16 protein-coding genes and 1 pseudogene are annotated in these 17,839 nt (G+C 67.6%); 7 read left to right on the plus strand and 10 right to left on the minus strand.

The features are described 5' to 3' along the window. Positions 1 to 211 precede the first annotated feature (211 nt). The 9 genes from ACQEUR_RS21295 to ACQEUR_RS21335 all read right to left on the minus strand — a co-directional run bounded on the left by ACQEUR_RS21295 (position 212) and on the right by ACQEUR_RS21335 (position 8,859). Positions 212 to 568 (minus strand): hypothetical protein, encoded by a 357-nt coding sequence (locus ACQEUR_RS21295; RefSeq protein ID WP_433034011.1) that lies wholly within the window; start codon positions 566 to 568, stop codon positions 212 to 214. Between the two features lie 347 nt (positions 569 to 915). Beyond that, a complete protein-coding gene (locus ACQEUR_RS21300; protein WP_433034013.1) occupies positions 916 to 1,497 on the minus strand; it encodes an ABC transporter permease in 582 nt (193 codons plus the stop codon). A 120-nt stretch (positions 1,498 to 1,617) separates the two neighbouring features. Beyond that, positions 1,618 to 2,661 carry a medium chain dehydrogenase/reductase family protein gene (locus tag ACQEUR_RS21305; RefSeq protein ID WP_433034016.1) on the minus strand — a complete coding sequence of 348 codons (1,044 nt, stop codon included), beginning with the start codon at positions 2,659 to 2,661 and terminating at the stop codon, positions 1,618 to 1,620. A gap of 129 nt (positions 2,662 to 2,790) precedes the next feature. Beyond that, positions 2,791 to 3,207, minus strand: coding sequence for a Dabb family protein (locus tag ACQEUR_RS21310; protein WP_433034019.1), 417 nt, complete (start codon positions 3,205 to 3,207; stop codon positions 2,791 to 2,793). Next, positions 3,204 to 4,448, minus strand: a complete 1,245-nt coding sequence (locus tag ACQEUR_RS21315; protein WP_433034022.1) for an MFS transporter — start codon at positions 4,446 to 4,448, stop codon at positions 3,204 to 3,206. The genes ACQEUR_RS21310 and ACQEUR_RS21315 overlap by 4 nt, the downstream gene beginning before the upstream one ends. Positions 4,449 to 4,605: 157 nt before the next feature. Continuing rightward, the gene (locus ACQEUR_RS21320; protein WP_433034025.1) at positions 4,606 to 5,424 is read right to left on the minus strand and encodes a GMC oxidoreductase; all 819 of its coding nucleotides are present in this window, start codon (positions 5,422 to 5,424) and stop codon (positions 4,606 to 4,608) included. Continuing rightward, positions 5,334 to 6,746, minus strand: coding sequence for a GMC family oxidoreductase N-terminal domain-containing protein (locus ACQEUR_RS21325; protein ID WP_433034027.1), 1,413 nt, complete (start codon positions 6,744 to 6,746; stop codon positions 5,334 to 5,336). The genes ACQEUR_RS21320 and ACQEUR_RS21325 overlap by 91 nt, the downstream gene beginning before the upstream one ends. A gap of 344 nt (positions 6,747 to 7,090) precedes the next feature. Continuing rightward, entirely contained in the window at positions 7,091 to 7,744 is a 654-nt protein-coding gene (locus ACQEUR_RS21330; protein ID WP_433034029.1) for a response regulator, read from the minus strand. Next, positions 7,741 to 8,859 (minus strand): sensor histidine kinase, encoded by a 1,119-nt coding sequence (locus ACQEUR_RS21335; protein ID WP_433034032.1) that lies wholly within the window; start codon positions 8,857 to 8,859, stop codon positions 7,741 to 7,743. Before ACQEUR_RS21335 ends, ACQEUR_RS21330 begins: the two co-directional genes overlap by 4 nt. A 77-nt stretch (positions 8,860 to 8,936) precedes the next feature. On the opposite strand from ACQEUR_RS21335, the gene ACQEUR_RS21340 reads away from it, so the two are divergent. The 3 genes from ACQEUR_RS21340 (at position 8,937) to ACQEUR_RS21350 (ending at position 10,309) form a co-directional block, all read left to right on the plus strand. Continuing rightward, positions 8,937 to 9,110, plus strand: a complete 174-nt coding sequence (locus tag ACQEUR_RS21340; RefSeq protein WP_433034035.1) for a hypothetical protein — start codon at positions 8,937 to 8,939, stop codon at positions 9,108 to 9,110. Continuing rightward, entirely contained in the window at positions 9,104 to 9,556 is a 453-nt protein-coding gene (locus tag ACQEUR_RS21345) for an SRPBCC family protein (RefSeq protein ID WP_433034038.1), read from the plus strand. Before ACQEUR_RS21340 ends, ACQEUR_RS21345 begins: the two co-directional genes overlap by 7 nt. A gap of 111 nt (positions 9,557 to 9,667) precedes the next feature. Continuing rightward, entirely contained in the window at positions 9,668 to 10,309 is a 642-nt protein-coding gene (locus ACQEUR_RS21350) for a hypothetical protein (RefSeq protein WP_433034041.1), read from the plus strand. Between the two features lie 418 nt (positions 10,310 to 10,727). On the opposite strand, the gene ACQEUR_RS21355 is transcribed toward ACQEUR_RS21350, so the two are convergent. After that, positions 10,728 to 11,165: a MarR family winged helix-turn-helix transcriptional regulator gene (locus ACQEUR_RS21355; RefSeq protein WP_433034044.1), complete on the minus strand. Its 438-nt coding sequence runs from the start codon at positions 11,163 to 11,165 to the stop codon at positions 10,728 to 10,730. Positions 11,166 to 11,234: 69 nt separating this feature from the next. Here ACQEUR_RS21355 and ACQEUR_RS21360 point away from each other — a divergent pair, with 69 nt between their 5' ends. The 4 genes and pseudogenes from ACQEUR_RS21360 to ACQEUR_RS21375 all read left to right on the plus strand — a co-directional run bounded on the left by ACQEUR_RS21360 (position 11,235) and on the right by ACQEUR_RS21375 (position 17,292). Further along, positions 11,235 to 12,179 (plus strand): NAD-dependent epimerase/dehydratase family protein, encoded by a 945-nt coding sequence (locus tag ACQEUR_RS21360; RefSeq protein WP_433034047.1) that lies wholly within the window; start codon positions 11,235 to 11,237, stop codon positions 12,177 to 12,179. A gap of 40 nt (positions 12,180 to 12,219) precedes the next feature. After that, positions 12,220 to 12,636, plus strand: coding sequence for a transposase (locus tag ACQEUR_RS21365; protein WP_433034050.1), 417 nt, complete (start codon positions 12,220 to 12,222; stop codon positions 12,634 to 12,636). Between the two features lie 1,307 nt (positions 12,637 to 13,943). Then, positions 13,944 to 14,459, plus strand: a pseudogene (locus ACQEUR_RS21370) (transposase); the annotation flags it as partial. Between the two features lie 403 nt (positions 14,460 to 14,862). Then, the gene (locus tag ACQEUR_RS21375) at positions 14,863 to 17,292 is read left to right on the plus strand and encodes a tetratricopeptide repeat protein (RefSeq protein WP_433034053.1); all 2,430 of its coding nucleotides are present in this window, start codon (positions 14,863 to 14,865) and stop codon (positions 17,290 to 17,292) included. Positions 17,293 to 17,839 lie beyond the last annotated feature (547 nt).

A 17,839-nucleotide genomic window follows, 5' to 3' on the forward strand; every position in this document is an offset into this window, starting at 1 on the left:
GCCGGAAGGCTTTTCTACAGGTCAGCGCCAGGAACTGAAACGCCCGTTCCGGCGACATCGGCCGGCTCGAGCCACCGGAACCGGGCGCACCGTCGTGCGTCCGGATCTGCCGCCGAGCAGGCACGACCCGGCGGCACCCACTCGTCACGCTCCGTAGACGTCCACTGTCGGCACCGGTGCGCGCTCATGGGTGCCATGAAAGTGCACGGGTCTATTGACCGTACGACAAGCGCAACCGCTCGTTGATCAGGACGTTGAGCCGGAATCGCAGGTGGCCGACCTTGCTCTCGCTCGGCGCTGGTGCGGTGGTCAGTAGTGTCCAACGTAGCCAGGATCCCTGGTCGCTGGGCTCGATGTCGAATCGTACCGTCGCGGTGGGCAGATCCGGCCACAGCGATGACCAGACCACGAGTGTGGGTTCGACGCTGTCGACGATCTGCGGACCGATCTCATCGTCGAGGAGAACCAGCCATTGACGGGCGGTCGGATCGTGCGGCTGCGCCAGGGACCGCCAGACGACATGCGCGGGGGCCGGCTGGGCTCGCCGACGGATTCCGATCTCGATCACCGCGCTCAGCCTACCGCGGCGATAGCGCCGGAACTCCACCAGTTGCGGGCGCACGACAGGCGACCGGACCGATAGTCACCGAGGAACCGCACTCGGATGCGCGGGTGTGCCGGTACCCGCCGCGGCCAGGCCCCGGGCCCGAGCCACGCCGGCGATCAGGTTGACCGCGCCGAGCTCATCGTTCTCGCCCCAGCGTCCCGGGATGCCGGCCCAGAGCGCGTAGGGCAGCCCGGGCCGGTGGGCAAGTACCCCCGGGCCGGGCACCGCGCCGGGCGGTCGGCGGTGTTGTCGCCGGGGTGCCGGCCGGGGATGGCTGAGGCGATGTCGCGGCCAGCGGGGTGTTGAAGTCACCGCAGGTGCAACTGATCTGGCTGCCGCTCGTTGGCGGGGTCCTTGCCGGTCCGAAGGGTAGCTGCCGTGCTGAGTGCGGCGAGGCGGCGGTGTTCGAGGACGGTGGCGACGGCGTAGCCGCCGCCGGCGGCGATGGCGAGGACGGTGTAGACGCCCAGGATGTCAGTGGTGAAAAGGGAGGTGGCCGCGACGAGTGCGAGCCAGGAGCCGAGGGTGTAGTGCAGATTGTTGCGGCGTGCGGTGCCCTCGGCGATGTTCATGAGGCCGACGACGAGTACCGAACCGGCGGCCCAGAGCATGTCCTGCAGGCCGGGCTGGTCGAATGCTCTGGTCAGGCCGGTGATGGCCAGGAACAGGGCGGTGAATGCGGTGCACCAGGCGATCCCGAGAAGCTGTTCGGCATGTTTGCGGGACCCGCCCGCGCCCTGCTGTGAGCGGATGCCTGCGCGCACGCCCAGCACCAGGGCGGGTATCAGGCCGGCGACGAACAGGGTGATGGGCAGCCACGCGGGCAGGCTGAGTACCGGATCGGCGCCCTTAAAGAGCGCGGCTGTGCCGTGTCCGATCACGTAGGCCAACGTGAAGCTGAGGTAGGCGGCGCGGCTGTCGACCTCGCCCGCGGGGACTGCGACGGCCGGGGCCGGTATCGAGCGAGTGTTCACGGTGATCGTGTCCTTTGAGGTAGGCATGTCGGTGGCTCAGGAGTCCGCGATGATGACGACCTTGCCGAGCACGGTGCGCGACTCGGCGAGCGTGAGTGCGTCGGCGGCGCGACCGAGTGGGATCTGTGCGGCGATCTGCGGGGTCAGCGCGCCGTCGGCGACCAGGCGCAGCACCTGGGTGAGGTCCTCGCTCAGGCGGGCCCGGAAGGTGGCGAGGCGGCGCCTGCCGGCCCAGAAGTTGTAGAACGTCGCGCTTCTGCCGTTGGGCAGGTGGTTCCACGCGGACAGGCGGGCAATGAGTTTCAGAAACGGCAGGGCCGCGTTGCCCGCCTCGCCCTTCGCCGACGCCGTGCCGTAGTTGACCAGAGTTCCGCCCTTGCGGAGCAGCCGCCAGGACTGCGTCAGACCGGTGCCGCCGACGTGGTCGAAGACCGCGTCCACGCCGTCGGGGGCAAGCGCGCGGATCTGGCGGTACATATCCGAGTCGCGGTAGTCGACCGGGGTCGCCCCCAGCTGGCGCACCGTGTCGTGGTGGCGCTGGGCGGCAGTGCCGATCACCCCGATCCCGGCGTGGCGGGCCAGCTGCACCAGGGTGGAGCCCACCCCACCGTTCGCGCCCAGCACCACGATCAACCCGCCTTCGCGGACGGAGGCCGAACGGTGCAGCATCTGCCACGCGGTGACACCGTTCAAGACCACGGTTTCAGCGGCGGCCGCGTCGACTCCGTCTGGCACCGGAACGAGGTCCGCGGCCGCGACGTGCAGGTGGCTGGCCCACCCGCCGATCTTGGTCACCGCGGCGAATCGGCGGCCCTGTAGTGCCGGGTCCACCCCGGCGCCGGTGGCCGCTACCGTTCCCACCACGTCATAGCCGGGTACGAACGGGAAGCTCGGTTGGTCGTAGTACTTTCCCAGGCGCATCTGCTGCTCGGCGTAGGACACCCCGGTCGCCTCCATCCGCAGAACCACCTGTCCCTTGCCGGGAGCCGGGAGCTCACGGATCCGGACCTCCAGGCCGTCGGACTCAACCGGGCCCGGCAGGACGATCTCGGTGACATGTGTGGTGACAGATCCAGCCATCAGGTACCTCTTCGGCGTTCACGCGTGGACTCAGGTCGGAAGTGCGGAGCTGTTCGCCGCAACGGCGTTTCGGCGGGCGTGCCGTCGGTTCCGCGAGCACGCCCGCCGATGGCGATCGCCGCGGGTTCGTCAGTCCCCGTGCCTGCCGGGCGCGGCACTGCCGCTGTACTCGCCCAGGTCGGCAACCAGGTCAGCTACGTCGGGATTGCCGGCGTACCTGCGCCGGTGGATCTCGGCGATCTTCGTACCCAGCTCCGGGTCAGGGTCGTCGGAGACGTCGAACGACACGAACTTGTCGATCAGCGGCAGGCCGGCGCGGTCGATCTCCAGGTGTGCCGGGTGGTTCATCATCAACTCGTAGCCGGCGAGGTCCGCGATGACGGAGACGGCGCCGTACTCGTACTCTCCGCCGAAGTCGCGGCCGACAACGAACGACGTGATCGACGGGATTGCGTTGGACGCGTCGTGCATGGCCTGGAGGCCGGCCGTCACCTGCTCCGCCGTGACGCCGGGCCGGAGGGAGAAACGAATGCCGTGGTAGATCATGGAAGGGTCCTTTCCTTGACGGGGTTGTGTTTGCGCGCGCCAACGGCGGCGACGGCCGCGCCAGCGAGCATGGCGATTCCGGCCCAGGTGAACGAGTCACCGACGCCGAACGCCTGGACGACGGGCTGGACGACCAGCGGTGAGAGGAACTGACCGAGGAAGATCGCGGCGACGAGTCCACTGAAGATCCGGCCGCGCCACGCTGGTAGAGCCAGCTCGGACAGGCGCAGGGTGAGGTTGGGGATGGCAAACCCGACACCGAGACCCCCGACGAGCAGACCCGCCGCGGTGCCCGGAACCGTGCCGGTGCCGCCGGCGAGCAACCAGCCCGCGCCGAGTAGCGCGATGCAGACCACGGTGATGGCCGCGGACCGCAGGCGCCGGCGCAAGGCTGGGAAGGCAAAGCCGCCGATCGTGCTGGCCAGGGTGCTGCTGGCGACGATGACACCGATGAGAACGGGGCCGATGCCCTGGCGCGCCAGCAGGAACGGCACCTGCGTCGGCGCCATGTAGAAGACCATCGTGGCGACCAGGGCCAGGGCGTAGATCCCGAGCACGCTGCCGGTCACCGTACGGCCGCTGCCGTCGACCGGTGCGGAAGCGACCGGCGGCCGGTCCCGTACGGCGAAAGCGGCGACCAGCGCGACCACCGCCGCCAAGCTGTAGAGCCAGAACGGCACCCGCCAACCGATCGTGGCGAGCACGCCGGCCAGGGGCAGGAACAGCACGCCACTGAGACTCGCGAACACCTGCTGCAGTCCCAGGAACGACGCCCGTTCGGGGCCGTCGAACCAGTCTGTGATGGTGGCGTTGACGGCGGTCATGACACCGCCGACGGCGATGCCGAGCAGCGCCCTGCTCGACAGCAACATCCACAGGTCGGTCAGGAAATAGCCGGCGGTGCCGCTGACCGCGTAGAGCACGAGGCTGGACAGGAGCAGCGGTCGGCGGCCGACGCGGTCGGCGGCCAGTCCGGACAGCGGGGCGCTGAACGCGACGGTCAGCGAGGTGATCGTCATCGCGAGACGGACCAGCAGGGACACCCCGGGCTGGTCGGCGAAAACCTGCTCCATCGCCGGGAGGCTGGGGGCGATGATGGCGGGCGCCATGATCGTCAGCGTCGCCGCGGCGAGAATCGTTCCGCGCGCGACGCGGCCGGGTCCCCGGCGGTTCGGCGCTTCCGTCGTGCCACCGCACTCCTGAGGACTCACTCGGTGGGCGGTCCGTAAATCGAGAGGCACGGGCAACCTTTCAGAATCACCAGGCGATGCGGGCGCTGAACGAACCGCCGATGCTCACCGCTCGGCTGGTCAACACGCTATGACCGGCCGGATTCGGTGTCTTCGGACGCCGGTGCTGTTCCGGTTGGCACCCTGGTAGGAGCGAACGGGCCTGCTGCTACTGCCGTAGCGCGGAGGCCGCGAAGAAGGAGGCGAAACGGAGAACCACACGCAGGCGGCGTGCTCGGGTGAACCCGGTTCCGGTGAGGGAGGATCCCAGCCGTAACAGGTCGCGGGAACCGATGGAGAGAACGCAGCGCTGGCCTTCGCCGGTTACGCTGTCGGCCGGGGCGATCTCGGTATGGAGGTTGGTCAATCCGGCCAGCAGTGCCATCGGCGCGCGCGAACGTACGGTCTTCACTCCCCGCACCTGCCACGGACGTCCATCGACGTCGTGGAAGCGCAGTGCGTACGACATCGCCACCCGACTGCCCTGAGGGAACAGCGACAGCGTTCCGGTGACGTCCGCCTGCGAGGTGACGCCCTCGACCTCGATGACGCCCCGCATCGATACCGGATGTGCCGGATCGGCGAGGAACCGGTTCATGCCGGGAATCTCCGCTCTCAAGGTCATCACCACCCTCGGATGCTCGTTCCCGCGGGTGCTCATGCGTTCCGTGAAGACGATGCCGTCGCCTCTGGTCAGGGCATGGCGTTCGGACATGAACGCAAACGCCGCGTCCTCGGGAACTTCGGTGCGCGAAATCGAATGCCATTCAGGGGCACGCCATCCGGGACGCCCCGAGCGGCGGATCACTGTTTCGATCGAACGTTCCGCTGCTGCCAGGATCGTGGCGGAGGGGTTCACCCCGGTCGCTGCGGGGAGCACCGAACCATCCATGACGATCAGGCCCGGGTAGCCGTGCACCTCGCCGGCCTCGTCGACGACGCCGGTGGTGGTGTCACGGCTGGGGCGTACACCGCCGAGGGCGTGCACCGTGATGGTGCGGCGCAGCAGAGACCAGGTGACAGGGAGGTAGAGGCGTGCGTGGAGGAGTCGCGCGAGCAGCGCGGACCTACCCGGAGCTGGGACCGGTAGAGGTGGCCTTGCCAGTGATTGCGCCACGACAGGCTGGCCTTGCCTGACCGATCCAGCCGCAGTGTCCCGTTGCCGGAGTCCCTGCCCATCGCGAGAACGGTGAAGATGTGTCGCGGGGTCGTGCGCCTGACCCTCTGCCGCCACCATGCGCGTGCCGCCCGAGCCGGCAGGATGGTGTCGAACAGGGCGTGCAGCGGCGGTGGGAAGGCGCCGTCCTGCACCTGGAACCAGACCGACCGTCGCCCCTCGGGCACGTCCAGCACGGTGCTGGTCGTGATGGTGGGTCCGGTCGTCATGTCGTCCTGGTTGTCCCGGAGTTCGGCCAGGGTGAGGAAGTCCCCGTTGCCGGAGAATCCTTGGCCGAGCTGACGGGAGAGATTGGGCAGGGTGCGGTGCACGTCCCGGGACCGGAGCAGGAGCTCGGTGGTCGCGACCGCCCCGGCGGCCAGCACGACCCGGCGGGCGAACCACTCACGCTGGGGTGCGTCGGAATCGGACGGGGTCGAGGCGATGACCGTGTAGCCGCCGTCGCGCGGTTCGATCCGGCGCACCTCCGCGTCGGTCACGGCGCGGGCGCCGCAGCGCTCCGCCACGGCGAGGTAGGTGTTGTCCAGGGTGTTCTTTGCGCCGTGGTTGCAGCCGATGACGCATTCCCCGACGAAGGCGCAACCACGCCGTGGCACGCCGTGTGCATTGAGTCGCCATGTTTGCGGGTCGCCGAACGTCACCGCCAGATTGGGGCGGACGGTGGCTTCGGACATGGTCATTTCCTGAATGAGTTGTTCGACGAGTGTCGTGCGGGCCGGAGGCTGACCGGTGCGCGGATCATCGCCTACCGGCGCGACACCCATCATGTACGCCGCCAGGTCGTAGTACGGGTCGAGCGCCTCGCGTCGCAGATGGGCCGGCCAGCGCTCGTCCAGCGCCCCCTCGTACGGCCGGGCGAACACATTCGCGTAGACCAGCGAGCCGCCTCCCCAGCCGGCACCGTGGACACTGCCCATGCGGCCGAGCCAGCGGATGTCGTAGAGCCCTTGGCCGACCTCCCACAACCAGCCGTCCTCCAGACGTGGCCGGCGGGGGAAGTCACCGGGTCGCCACCGCCGGCCACGTTCGACGACGATGACGGAGAACCCCGCCTGCGCGAGGCGGGCCGCGGCCACCGCACCGCCGAACCCGCTGCCGACGACGATGACATCGGCCTCATATGGATCGGTCAAGGCCGTTGCCTCTCAATCGAAAGCGATCTGTACGCCTGTCGATCAAGTTTGCAGACTGCGGACGCGGAAGTCCTCGGACCCAGGTGCCGTAGCCAATCCGACCCTGGTCGGAAGAGCTCGTCCGCACCATCTCCCGGTAGCGGTCCGGCTGGCACCCTGGTCGGAACTCATCGCGTACGTGGCCCGGTACCGGTGCGTCGACTCATGTGCTGCGCGAGGAATCCGGTGCGGGTCGCGGGTCGCGCGGGAAGTCGAGGGACGAAGACAGTGAGTTCGTCGAGGGACGATATCCCGAGAGGTCGTGCTTGGGACTGAGCGCGTGGTGGGACTCGGCGGATGCCCGCTCATCCACGTGGGCGGACGAGTCCTGCGTCGTAGGCGAAGACGATGGCCGCGGCTCGGTCGCGGGCGCCGAGTTTGGTGAAGATCGTGCCTATGTGCGTTTTGATCGTGGTTTCGGCGAGGTGCAGGTGGTCGGCGATTTCCCGGTTGGACGCCCCGCGGGCCATGAGGCGCAGGACGTCGAGTTCGCGTTCGGAGAGCGCGTCGATCCGGTTGTCGAAGGGTGTCGCGGGCCGTGCGAATTGCCGGTAGGAGGCGAGGATCGGGCCCAGCAGGGTGCCGTCGATCCAGGTGCCGCCGGAGGCGACGGTGCGCACCGCTTCGATGAGGTTCTCGGGTGTGGCGGACTTCAGTTCGAATCCTGCGGCGCCGGCGTCGACCGCGGACCAGAGGACGTCCTGGTCATCGAAGGTGGTGAGGATGCAGACCGGTGGTCCGCCGGTGGCCCGTACCCGCCGGGTTGCTTCGACCCCGTCGGTGCCGGGCATTCGCACGTCCATGCAGATGAGGTCGGGGGCGTGGCGGGAGACGGCGGGCACGACTTCGCTGCCGTCGCCGCATTCGCCCACGACCTCGATGTCCGGCTGGCTTCGCAGGATCAGTCCGAGCCCGGCTCGTACCATCGGCTGGTCGTCGACCAGCATCACGCGGATCATGCGGGTGCTCCGGCGAGACGGCGGGGCAGGTGTGCCTGGACCACCCAGCGTTCGTGGTCCGGCCGGGCCCGGAAGGTCCCACCGATGGCTGCCACCCGGTGGTCGAGGCCGGCCAGCCCCATGCCGCCGCCGGCGCGCCGGCGACGCGGACCGAGCGCGCTCTCGATCTGTACCTCGACCCGGTCGTGGTCGACGTCGATGCGGATGGTCGCCTCGGCGGATCGGGCGTGTTTGGCGACGTTGGTGAGAGCCTCGCGGAGCACGTCGTGCAGCACGATCCGTGGCGCCGCCGACACGCCTTCGATGTCGCCGGCGACCTCGATGTGGATGCGCATCCCGGCGTCGCGGTACGTGCCCAGAAGATGCTCGAGCTGCCCGGGTCCGATCGGGGTGAGCGAATCGGAGCCTCCGTGCATGAGCATCAATGCCTGGCGCAGCTCGTCCATGCCCTTACGGCCCAGATCCTCGGCCTGCCGCAGGGCCTCCGCGGCTTCTCCGAGCGCCGTGGGGGAGGAGGCCAGCAGCATCCGCGCCCCGGACAGGTGCAGCAACACGACGCTGAAGCTGTGCCCCACCAGATCGTGCAGGTCCCGGGCGATGCGCTGCCGATCCTCGGCCAACGCGGCCTCGGTCAGCCTGGTGGGGGTACGTTCCAACTCGTCGATCAGCGTGAACTGCCGGCCGACGACATGGCCGAAACCCCATCCGATCAGCAGGCCGCCGAACCAGAGCCACGCGCCCAACCCCCGGTGCCAGTTGTTGGTCTCGAGAAGCCAGATCAGGAACGGCGACAACAGGCAGAGAACCATCACGACCGTGTCGAGCCGTCGCGTGCGGCTCGCCGCGACCACCGCCAGTGCGGTGACGACCACGAGGTAGGCGCTCTGGGTGACGACCGCCGCGTCGCCGACGAGCGTCGGGATCGTGACCCACGACAGCAGAAGCCACCCCGGCATCGACCGCCAGACCGCGCGCACGATCAGCGCCGGAAGCATCAGAACCGCCAGAATCCAGCCCCAGTCCGACGTGTAGAACAGATTCAGCACCCCCAGGCCGGTGCCGAGGACAGCCGCCCCGATCACGAACTCGTCGCGGTCGCGCAGCAGTGAGGGCATGCCAGGAATATAGGGCAGCACCGGCGCCGTCGGCTCCGACCACGGTGCCGCAGCACCTCCTACCGGAGAAGGAGCGGATGGCGACCTTCCGGCCTGAGGAGGGGCCGGTAACGGCACTCGACTCCGAGGACATCGGCGCCCGCCGTCTCCAGACTTCATCGGCAGGCGTCCGGATCGACCGGACCGTGGAGGAGGTCGCCGTGTTCACCGCGCTCGGGAGGCTGGTCGTCCGGCGGACGTGGCAATGGTGAGGAGTTCCTACCAGGTTGCAGCGGAGACGAGCGCTGCCCCGGCGCAGGTCTGGTCACTCCTGATAAATGCGTACAGCTGGCCACGCTGGGGAACCGTCGATGCTCTCCTACCGGAGCAGTCGGAGCAGATTTCACCGGACGGCCACGACGGGGTGGGTGCCGTGCGCGCCTTCCGAACCGGACGCGTCGTCACGCGTGAGAAAATCGTCGAGATGTACGGGAACGAGCGCCTCGTCTATGAGGGTGCGGATAATCCGTTCATGAATGACTATCGGGCGGAGATCTCGCTGACCGGAGGTGCGGGCGGAGGAACGGCGATCTCGTGGCGCGGCTCCTACGACGTGGCATTCGGCCTGCACTTCGCCTTTCGCCCCATGCTGACGCGGACCATGCGCCGGATGGTTCACGGCCTGGCACAAGCCGCTGCGCGGTCCGCCACGCCGTAGCCGGGGAGGCTGCTTCCTAAGCGTCGCGTCAGGAGCAGAGGTGCGTGAACAGCCGCGAACGGGTACGGGGCTGGTGCCCGCAGTTGCCTACAGAGGAGAGACGACATGACTGTGACGCGTCGGAGCACCCGCCTTGCGATCGTCGCCGCGGCGGTCAGCGGCCTGATGCTGACTCAGCAGGCATGCACGACCGCGGGTACCGGGGGCACGCCAGCCGGGACATCGGCTCCGGTCTCCCCGTCGGAGTCCGCCGCCGAGGCGACCGGCTCGGCAGGCACCGGTTCCAAGGCCGTCGCACCGGCCTCGGACGAGGCGATCCTCAAGGGCGAACGGCAGATACTGATCCATCTCGTCGAGGAGGACAAGGATCTGTCGGCGACGTTCGAGGGGCCGATCACGACGGGGCCCGGCACTGACGACGGCGCGAGGTTCCGGCTCGTGCCCAGTGGCGACGCGTACCTGATCGAGACATTGCGGCCGGTGGAGTTCGAAGGCCCCTTCTGCGTCGTCGTCAAGGCGGACACGGAGCCCGCCACGCTGTCCACGGCCAAGTGCGAGCCGACCGAGCAGAGCCTCTTCCTGGTCGCCGCGACCGGGAAGAAGGACGACAAGGGCCGGACGACTTACCACATCAAGAACGACAAGCACGGCTTCGTGCAGTGGAGCGACAGCGAGCAGCGCCTCTACGTCCAGCAGGTCGGCGACGCCGCCGTCCAGGGCTCGTTCAGCTTCGTGGACCGCGGCGCAAACTGACCGGGGGCGCCCTCTCGTGCGAAGGGCCGCCACCTGGCTCGCCCACGCAGAGCACTACCGCCCGCTCGGACGGGCCAAACACGCCCGCTCCCCGCCAGGCGACGATCGGCATCGACCGCGACGCGCCGGCCTCGGCCTGATCCTGTGCAGCCAGCCGAGCGGCTGGCCAGGGATACGGGGGGATGTCTTCCCAGTCGGGCGCCAGCACGTCGTCGAGGAGGTCGGGTTCGCCCCCAGCCGGCGCTCCTCGGTGCCGGCGCACGGTCAGTGTTATGCCAATGCCCGCGGCCTGGTTCGCCGCGTTCTGGGCTTACCGGGACGCTTGAGGCGCTGACTGGTCAGCCGCCGTCTTGAACGTCTCATCTTGTCTGGACTGGCCTGCGCGGTACCGTGACCTGCATTGTTGCGGTCGAAGCGTTCAGTGTCCCAACAGGGTCCGAAGCGTGCGGCGGAACTGGTCTGCCGCATTCGAGCTGATTGCTGCGAGGAACGCGTTTTCGGCTTCCCGGTACGCCGCTTCCGCGGCGTGGTAGGTCCGCAGCCCTTGGTCGGTGAGTCCGACGACGTTGCGGCGCCGGTCTGCCGGATCCGGTCGTCGGATGACGATGCCCTTGCGTTCGAGGGCGTCCAGTATCGCGACCATCGTGGTGCGGTCGATGCCGAGCCGTTGCGCTACCTGCAGTTGTGAGGCCGGTTCGCGGTGGGCCAGGACCCTGAGCGTCCCGAAGTCCTTGCTGTCGATCCCGAGACGTTCCAGTCCTGCATCTGTCAGTGCAGTGAGCTGCAGGTTCGCATGCTTGAGGAGATAACCCAGAAGGTCGTGGGGATCCGCAGTAGCGCTCGGCTCGGTGGACATGACCCCATACTAATGTGTAACCTGATCGTCAGTCCTGCTGACGATCAGCACTACCACAGGAGTCGAGTCATGATCCTTGTTACCGGAGGAGCCGGCTTCATCGGTTCCCACACCATCCGCGCACTCGCCGAAGCCGGCCAGGAATGCGTTCTGCTGCAGCGCCGGGCCCCCGAGGTCCCCGCACACCTGGCCGACCTGCCCGTGCACGCCGTGCGGGCCGACATCGCCGACCTCGACGCGCTGCTCGCGGTCGGCAAGCAGTACCCGGTCAAGGGGATCGTGCACCTCGCCGTCACCCTGCCGGGCTCGGACGACGACACCGACCCGATCGACGCCTCCGCGCGGACACTTGAGGGATACCTCAACATCGTCCGCGCCGCGCAGGCCTGGGGCGTGAGCCGCATCGTGGCCGCGAGCACCATCGGCGTCTACGGCTTCGGCAACGTGGGTGCACTCACCGAGGACACGCCGCTCTCCCTGGGCTACACCCACGCCATCCCCACCTTCAAAAAGATCTTCGAGCTGCTCGCCGGGCACCTGTCGGCCGTCACCGACGTCACGATCGTCAACGCGCGGATCTCCGGCATCTGGGGACCCGGCGGGCACCTACCCGACCCGTTCTTCGCCACCTCGACGCTCGTGCACGCCGCAGCGCACCACACCGACCCCGACCTGTCCGGATTCATGGCGCCCCCGCACGCCGAGGACGCCCTCGACCTCCTCTACGCCAAGGACGCCGGTCGCGCGCTCGCCCTCCTGCAGCTCGCCGATGAACTGCACCGCACGACATACAACGTCGCCTCCGGTCGTGCCACCAGCAACGCCGAGGTCATCACCGCGATCCGATCCGTCGAGCCCAATTTCCAGCTCGAACTCCCCTCGGCCGGGGACCGCCCGCAGACCTGGCTCGACATCACCCGCCTGCGCGAAGACACCGGATTCGAACCCCAATACGACACCGCAGCCGGCGCCGCCGACTACATCGCCTGGCTCCGCGCCGGGAACAAGCGGTAACACCCCACCGCGGCCAACACGAACCCGCTCCCGACGGGCGTTGCGATGGTTCGCCCGCGGCGCCAACTACAACGCCGCCCTGCGGCAATTCGCCAACCGCCTCGTCCGTCGCGGACCCGGTCGACCTCGTGTCCGCCCGGACCGCATCATCGCCGACGAGGGCTACAGCTCCAAGGCCATCCGCACCGAGCTACGCCGGCGAGGCATCGCGCACACGATCCCCGAACGGACCGACCAGCAGGCCAACCGCCGCCGACGCGGCAGCCGCGCAGGACGGCCACCGGCGTTCGACAAGCAGCTCTACAAACGCCGCAACGTCGTCGAACGCTGCTTCAACCGGCTCAAGCAGTGCCGCAGCGTCGCCACCCGCTACGACAAGACCGCCACCTCCTACCAGGCCACAGTCACCGTCGCCGCGCTACTGCAATGGCTACGACCCTTTGAAGACGCCGCCTAGCTATGCCCTGGCCGTGTCGTACACACGCGGATAACGGGCGAGAAAGCTCGCCTCGCCCGGTTCGCAGGAACGGACGTTCCGGTCTGAAGCTGGACCGTCATCGTGTCCGCTATGCCGGTTGTTCGATAGCGTTCGACTTCGATCCACATCGAACAGTTCCTGACCGAAGGTGTACTTCCAAGTACCCAACTCGAGGAGGATCGCTAGCGAGCCGCAGAACAGAACCCACCGGGGCCAATTACCCGGGACAGGAAGTGATCCGTTCATTGACGCAGCGCTGTAATCTCGCGCGCCTAACTCCTATCTATCTGAGGAGCCGGATGCACCCAGGAGGCATTCGTGGAGGGTCTCCGTCGGTTTGCTCAGTCTGCAGATGTCACGTTGTCAGGACAGGGAGATCATGAATTCCGTCAGACATGTCAAAGCACTTGTTCTCGCATTCGGGTTGGTGCTCGCCGCGCCTGCGGTAGCCTCTGCCTCCCCGAATGAGGCCCCTACTCGTGCCCCGGCGGCCAGCGCCAACCTGGCCGTTGACAGTGCAAACTGCACGACCGGACGCGTTGAGTCCACGGCGAACAACCTGCCGATCCGCACTGCGCCGTACCACAGCGCTCCCGCGATCAGCACTGCCCAGCGCGGCTACCAATACAACTGTACGGGTTATTATGCGCTGGGTGACACCTACACGGCGTGCGGGGTGACAAACGCCAACGGGTGGCTGGAAATCTGGGTCTTGAACCAGTACGGGTACACCTACATGACGTGCCTTGATGACGTTTAAGGTCTGGTAGTAGCGGACCTTCGTACTCCACGGCGATGAGTTCGCTCGGGCAGCGGTGCTAGCGCAGAGTCGCGCCAATCATGCCGACGACCCCTAGGATCATCGGGGGTCGTCGGTACGGCGTTTCGCCGAATCGCCTTCTCCGTCAATGCGCGGATTGCCCGAACCGGCCTGATGCGCGGAGTCGCGCTGCTCTTGGGTGTGGGCTCCGCCGACGGCCGGGACCTCAATCTGCTCCCACACGCCCCGATCATCGGGCGCGCACGGGCGAAAGGTGCTTGATCGCCGAATCAGGCCACGCGGGTGGCCCGCCAGTACGTCGCCGACTGCGGGCACAACATGCAGCCGATCGCCACCGGCTGGCCCTCCTTCGGCGCCCACGCCCCACCCTGTCCGCAGCAGGTGCCATCCATGCGACGTTGCTCCACAACCACGGCAGCCGGGACTGGTTCCGACCTGGAAGCACCTCACCGCCCAACCGCCAGTTCCGCGCTAACCCACTTCTACGGGACAACGAACACCCGAGCAGCGTGATGGGACCCGGGCGCGGATCATGACCGGGCTGCAAGCCCGGTCGGACGCCGCTGGACTGATCACCTGGGATGTCAGCGTGGATTCCACCATCGCCCGAGCGCATCAGCACGCGGCCGGTGCCCGCACTACGCGGCACGAGCAGGCGGAGCCGCCGGGCGGGGTTCAGGCTGAGCCCGCTGACCACGCGTTGGGGCGTTCCCGTGGCGGGCTGACCACGAAACTGCAAAAGCCGCTGTCGATGGTGGTGACGGCCGGGCAGCGCGGCGACAGCCCGCAATTCGTACCGGTCCTGGCGGGCATCCGTGTTCCCCGCTCGGGGATGGGCCGGGCGCGTACTCGACCGGGCCGGGTGCTCGCGGACAAGGCGTACGCGGGCAAGGCCAACCGGGACCACCCGGCCAGACGCGGAATCCGCGCCACCATTCCGATCAAGGCCGACCAGGCGGCGAGCCGGCGTAGGAAGGGGCCGAAGGGCGGCCGGCCACCGGCCTTCGACCCCGAGACCTACGAATGGCTGTAACGGACCTGTGAAACACGCCTCAGCAGCAGACCCTCACACCCACTGTGCTGCACCAGATCGCGACATAATCCGTGTTCACATCCCGGTGGAACCTCGCCTTCCGGTTCGCGAACCGCTTGACCAACCATGGCATCCTGTCGACGGATGGGTTTGTCGGTGACTCGTACGACAACGTGCTGATGGAGGCTAGAAGGAGCCGGGCTACCTCAGCCCCGACGAGTACGAGACCGCCTGGCACACCCACCAGAACGACCCGACCGAGCCACCTATCACCATCCCTGCACCAGCCTGTAGCAGCTAACCACCCGCTCCCTCAAGCGGGGGCTCACCTGGGGAGGTGGTCCGCGCTGTGGTTCAACCTCACAGCCAGCAATCACGTCTACGACACGTGATGGACCGTGATGGCAGCAACGCGATCGCAGCTTTCCGGACCAGGTTGCGGCAGCTGTACCTCGCACTACGTCAGCCGACTTACCGTACCCTGCAAAGACAGGCCGACCAGGCGGGCATGACTCTGCCGATCTCGACGATCAGCAACCTGCTGAACGGCCCGGTTGCCCCGCGGTGGCAGACGGTGGAGACGTACATTCGTCTATGCGCCCGGCACGCTGCCGCCCGTCAAATCGCCGTGCCCGCCGACCTGTTGGACCTCGGCCGTTGGCACTCTGACTACCACGCCCTCAACAACAGGCCCGCTCAGCGGGCGAGGCGTGTGCTGGAGGGATCTGACGGCAACAAGGCGGAGCCTGGGCCACCAGCGGCAGTCAGGCCGGCTCAGCTGCCCACGGATCTGGCCGGATTTACCGGTCGAGTAGAAATCCTTGCCGACCTCGACCATGTCCTGGCTCTCGGCGCTCGACCGGAGCCGGCGGGGCGAGAGGAGGTACGACCCGCCGCAGCACTCATCGCAACCGTTGTGGGTACGGCGGGAGTGGGCAAGACGACCCTGGCCGTTCACTGGGCCCACCGGGTGGCCGACCGATTTCCAGACGGTCAGCTGTACCTGAATCTCCGTGGTGCCGATCCTGGTGGACGAGTGATGGAACCGGCCGAGGCGATCGCGTACCTGCTGGACGCGCTGGGAGTGGACCCGAAGCGACGCCCGTCCCATCTGGACGCGCAGGCTGCCCTGTACCGGAGCATGCTTTCTGACCGACAGATGCTGGTGGTCTTGGACAATGCGCGCGACAGTGAGCACGTCCGTCTCCTGCTGCCGGCCGGAACCAATTGCAGGACGCTGGTGACCAGCCGGAATGTTCTCACCGGCCTCGTCGCCACCGGCGGAGCGTACCCACTCACCCTGGGCCTGTTCACTGATGCCGAGGCCCGGCGGTTCCTGGCACAAAAGCTCCGCTCGCGGCGACCCGGCGCGGAGCCGCAGGCAGTTGAGCGTGTCCTCGCCGCATGTGCCCACTTGCCGTTGGCCCTGGCCGTCGCCGCTGCACACGCCGTCACCCGGCCGCAGATCCCGTTGACAACGCTAGCCGCCCAACTGGCGCATACCAGCGACAGGTTGGACGCGTTAGTCGCCGACGGCCCTGGTGCCGACGTCCGTGCCGTCTTTTCCTGGTCCTACCGGGGACTGAGCCAGGCTGCGGCTCGGTTGTTCCGACATCTTGGTTTGCATCCTCACACGGACATCAGCACCTCGGCAGCGAGTTGCCTCAGCGCACTGCCCCGGGCGCAGGTGGGTCCGCTCCTAGCCGAGTTGACTCGCACGAACCTGCTCGCCGAGCACGCGCCCGGCCGGTACACCTTCCACGATCTACTGCATGCCTATGCCACAGAACTTGCACGCACTCACGAGACTGAGGACGAGCGCTCCGCGGCGATCGGCCGTCTGGTCGATCACTACCTACATACCGCGCACACCGCTGCGGGTCTGATCGATCCACACCGGGACCCGATCCCGGGCGTCCTCGCTCCTCTACGTCCGGCAGCCAGTCCTGAACGGCTGTACGACACCCAGGAGGCAATGGCCTGGCTCACCGCTGAACACCGAGTCCTGGTGGCGGTCGTACACCAGGCGGCGGAGACCGGCCTGCACACTCCTGCCTGGCAGCTGGCACACACTCTCACATACTTCCTCGATCGGCTCGGACAATGGCACGATCTCGAAACCATCCACCGCACTGGCGTAGCCGCCGCCGCTCACTGCAACGATCCCGCGGTCCGTGCCCTGGCCCGCCGCCACCTCGCGACCGCGAACTTCCGTCTCGGCCGCTACGACGACGCGGACGAAAACCTCCGCGAAGCCCTTGAGCTGTACCGGCGTTGCAGTGACCCAAGCGGTCAGGCATACACACATCACCTGCTCAGCCAAGTATCGAACGAGCAGGGCCGCAACGACGATGCCATCTATCATTCCCAGTCGGCACTCGCCCTGTTTCGCGCCGCTGGCCATCGCCGGGGACAGGCAATGGCTCTCAACGGCGTCGGCTGGCATCACGCCCAGCAAGGCGATTATAGAAAATCGTTCGAATACTGCGCGCAGGCCCTGATCCAGTTTCAAGAGCTGAAGGACCGCCTCGGAGAGGCCGTGACCTGGGACAGCCTCGGTTACATCCACCGCCATCTGGCACAACACGCCGAAGCCATTGCCGGCTACAGCCATGCTCTGCGCCTCTTCGATCAGGTCGACGACAATTGCTACAAGGCACACTCTCTTGAGGGCCTCGGCGACGCATACGAGGCAATGGGCGACACGGATGCCGCTCGTCACGCCTGGGGCCAGGCGCTTGCGCTCCTCCGCGCGGTCGGCCATCCAGCCGCCGAAGAACTCCTCGCGAAGCTGACAAGGCTGTTGTCACCCCAACAATAAGCCCGCACTGACGGCCGTTCGCTGATGGCACCGAGCGAGGTGCCCCCGTTCACCCCCCGAAACCCCTCCCCAGAGTTGACTATCAGTGACAAGTCGCGATCAACGCGGGCGGCGTTTGTGCAGCTCAACCCCAAAGTGCGACGAGCGACGACAAGGTCGGTACGGTGACGATTGGTAACCGTGTGTCGCAGGTTCGAATCCTGCCGGGGGACACTCCGAAGATCATCAGATCAGGACAGCAGTAGAAGCTCCTCCAGATCCACGAAGGGATCATGCCGTGCTCACGACCCCGCCGGGATGATTACAGTCCTCCTCGTACGAGGAAAGCCGTGACGATCGCGGGGTGATTGGCCGCCGTCGAGGGTGGCTCGATCGCCGCGCCGCTTTGCGGCTTGTCACCGGTGTAGTGGTCCAGGCGCGCGGTGAGCCAGCGCCATGGCAAGCCGCCCCGGTGCCTTGGTCCATGTCCTGCCCCGTCCTAGTCTCGCGAAGGTCGCCGTGTCGAGCCGACCTTATGCGCGCCAGCCTCTTCGCGCCCGCCGCTCCC

Origin of the sequence: Plantactinospora sp. CA-290183, from assembly GCF_050936375.1 — a bacterium.
GTDB lineage: Bacteria > Actinomycetota > Actinomycetes > Mycobacteriales > Micromonosporaceae > Plantactinospora.

What these genes read in the sequence shown, in the direction of transcription:
- ACQEUR_RS21305 (WP_433034016.1), bottom strand. Translation starts at nt 2,661, where the DNA reads ATGGCTGGATCTGTCACCACACATGTCACCGAGATCGTCCTGCCGGGC.
- ACQEUR_RS21310 (WP_433034019.1), bottom strand. Translation starts at nt 3,207, where the DNA reads ATGATCTACCACGGCATTCGTTTCTCCCTCCGGCCCGGCGTCACGGCG.
- ACQEUR_RS21330 (WP_433034029.1), bottom strand. Translation starts at nt 7,744, where the DNA reads ATGATCCGCGTGATGCTGGTCGACGACCAGCCGATGGTACGAGCCGGG.
- ACQEUR_RS21335 (WP_433034032.1), bottom strand. Translation starts at nt 8,859, where the DNA reads ATGCCCTCACTGCTGCGCGACCGCGACGAGTTCGTGATCGGGGCGGCT.
- ACQEUR_RS21340 (WP_433034035.1), top strand. Translation starts at nt 8,937, where the DNA reads ATGGCGACCTTCCGGCCTGAGGAGGGGCCGGTAACGGCACTCGACTCC.
- ACQEUR_RS21345 (WP_433034038.1), top strand. Translation starts at nt 9,104, where the DNA reads ATGGTGAGGAGTTCCTACCAGGTTGCAGCGGAGACGAGCGCTGCCCCG.
- ACQEUR_RS21355 (WP_433034044.1), bottom strand. Translation starts at nt 11,165, where the DNA reads ATGTCCACCGAGCCGAGCGCTACTGCGGATCCCCACGACCTTCTGGGT.
- ACQEUR_RS21360 (WP_433034047.1), top strand. Translation starts at nt 11,235, where the DNA reads ATGATCCTTGTTACCGGAGGAGCCGGCTTCATCGGTTCCCACACCATC.
- ACQEUR_RS21375 (WP_433034053.1), top strand. Translation starts at nt 14,863, where the DNA reads ATGGACCGTGATGGCAGCAACGCGATCGCAGCTTTCCGGACCAGGTTG.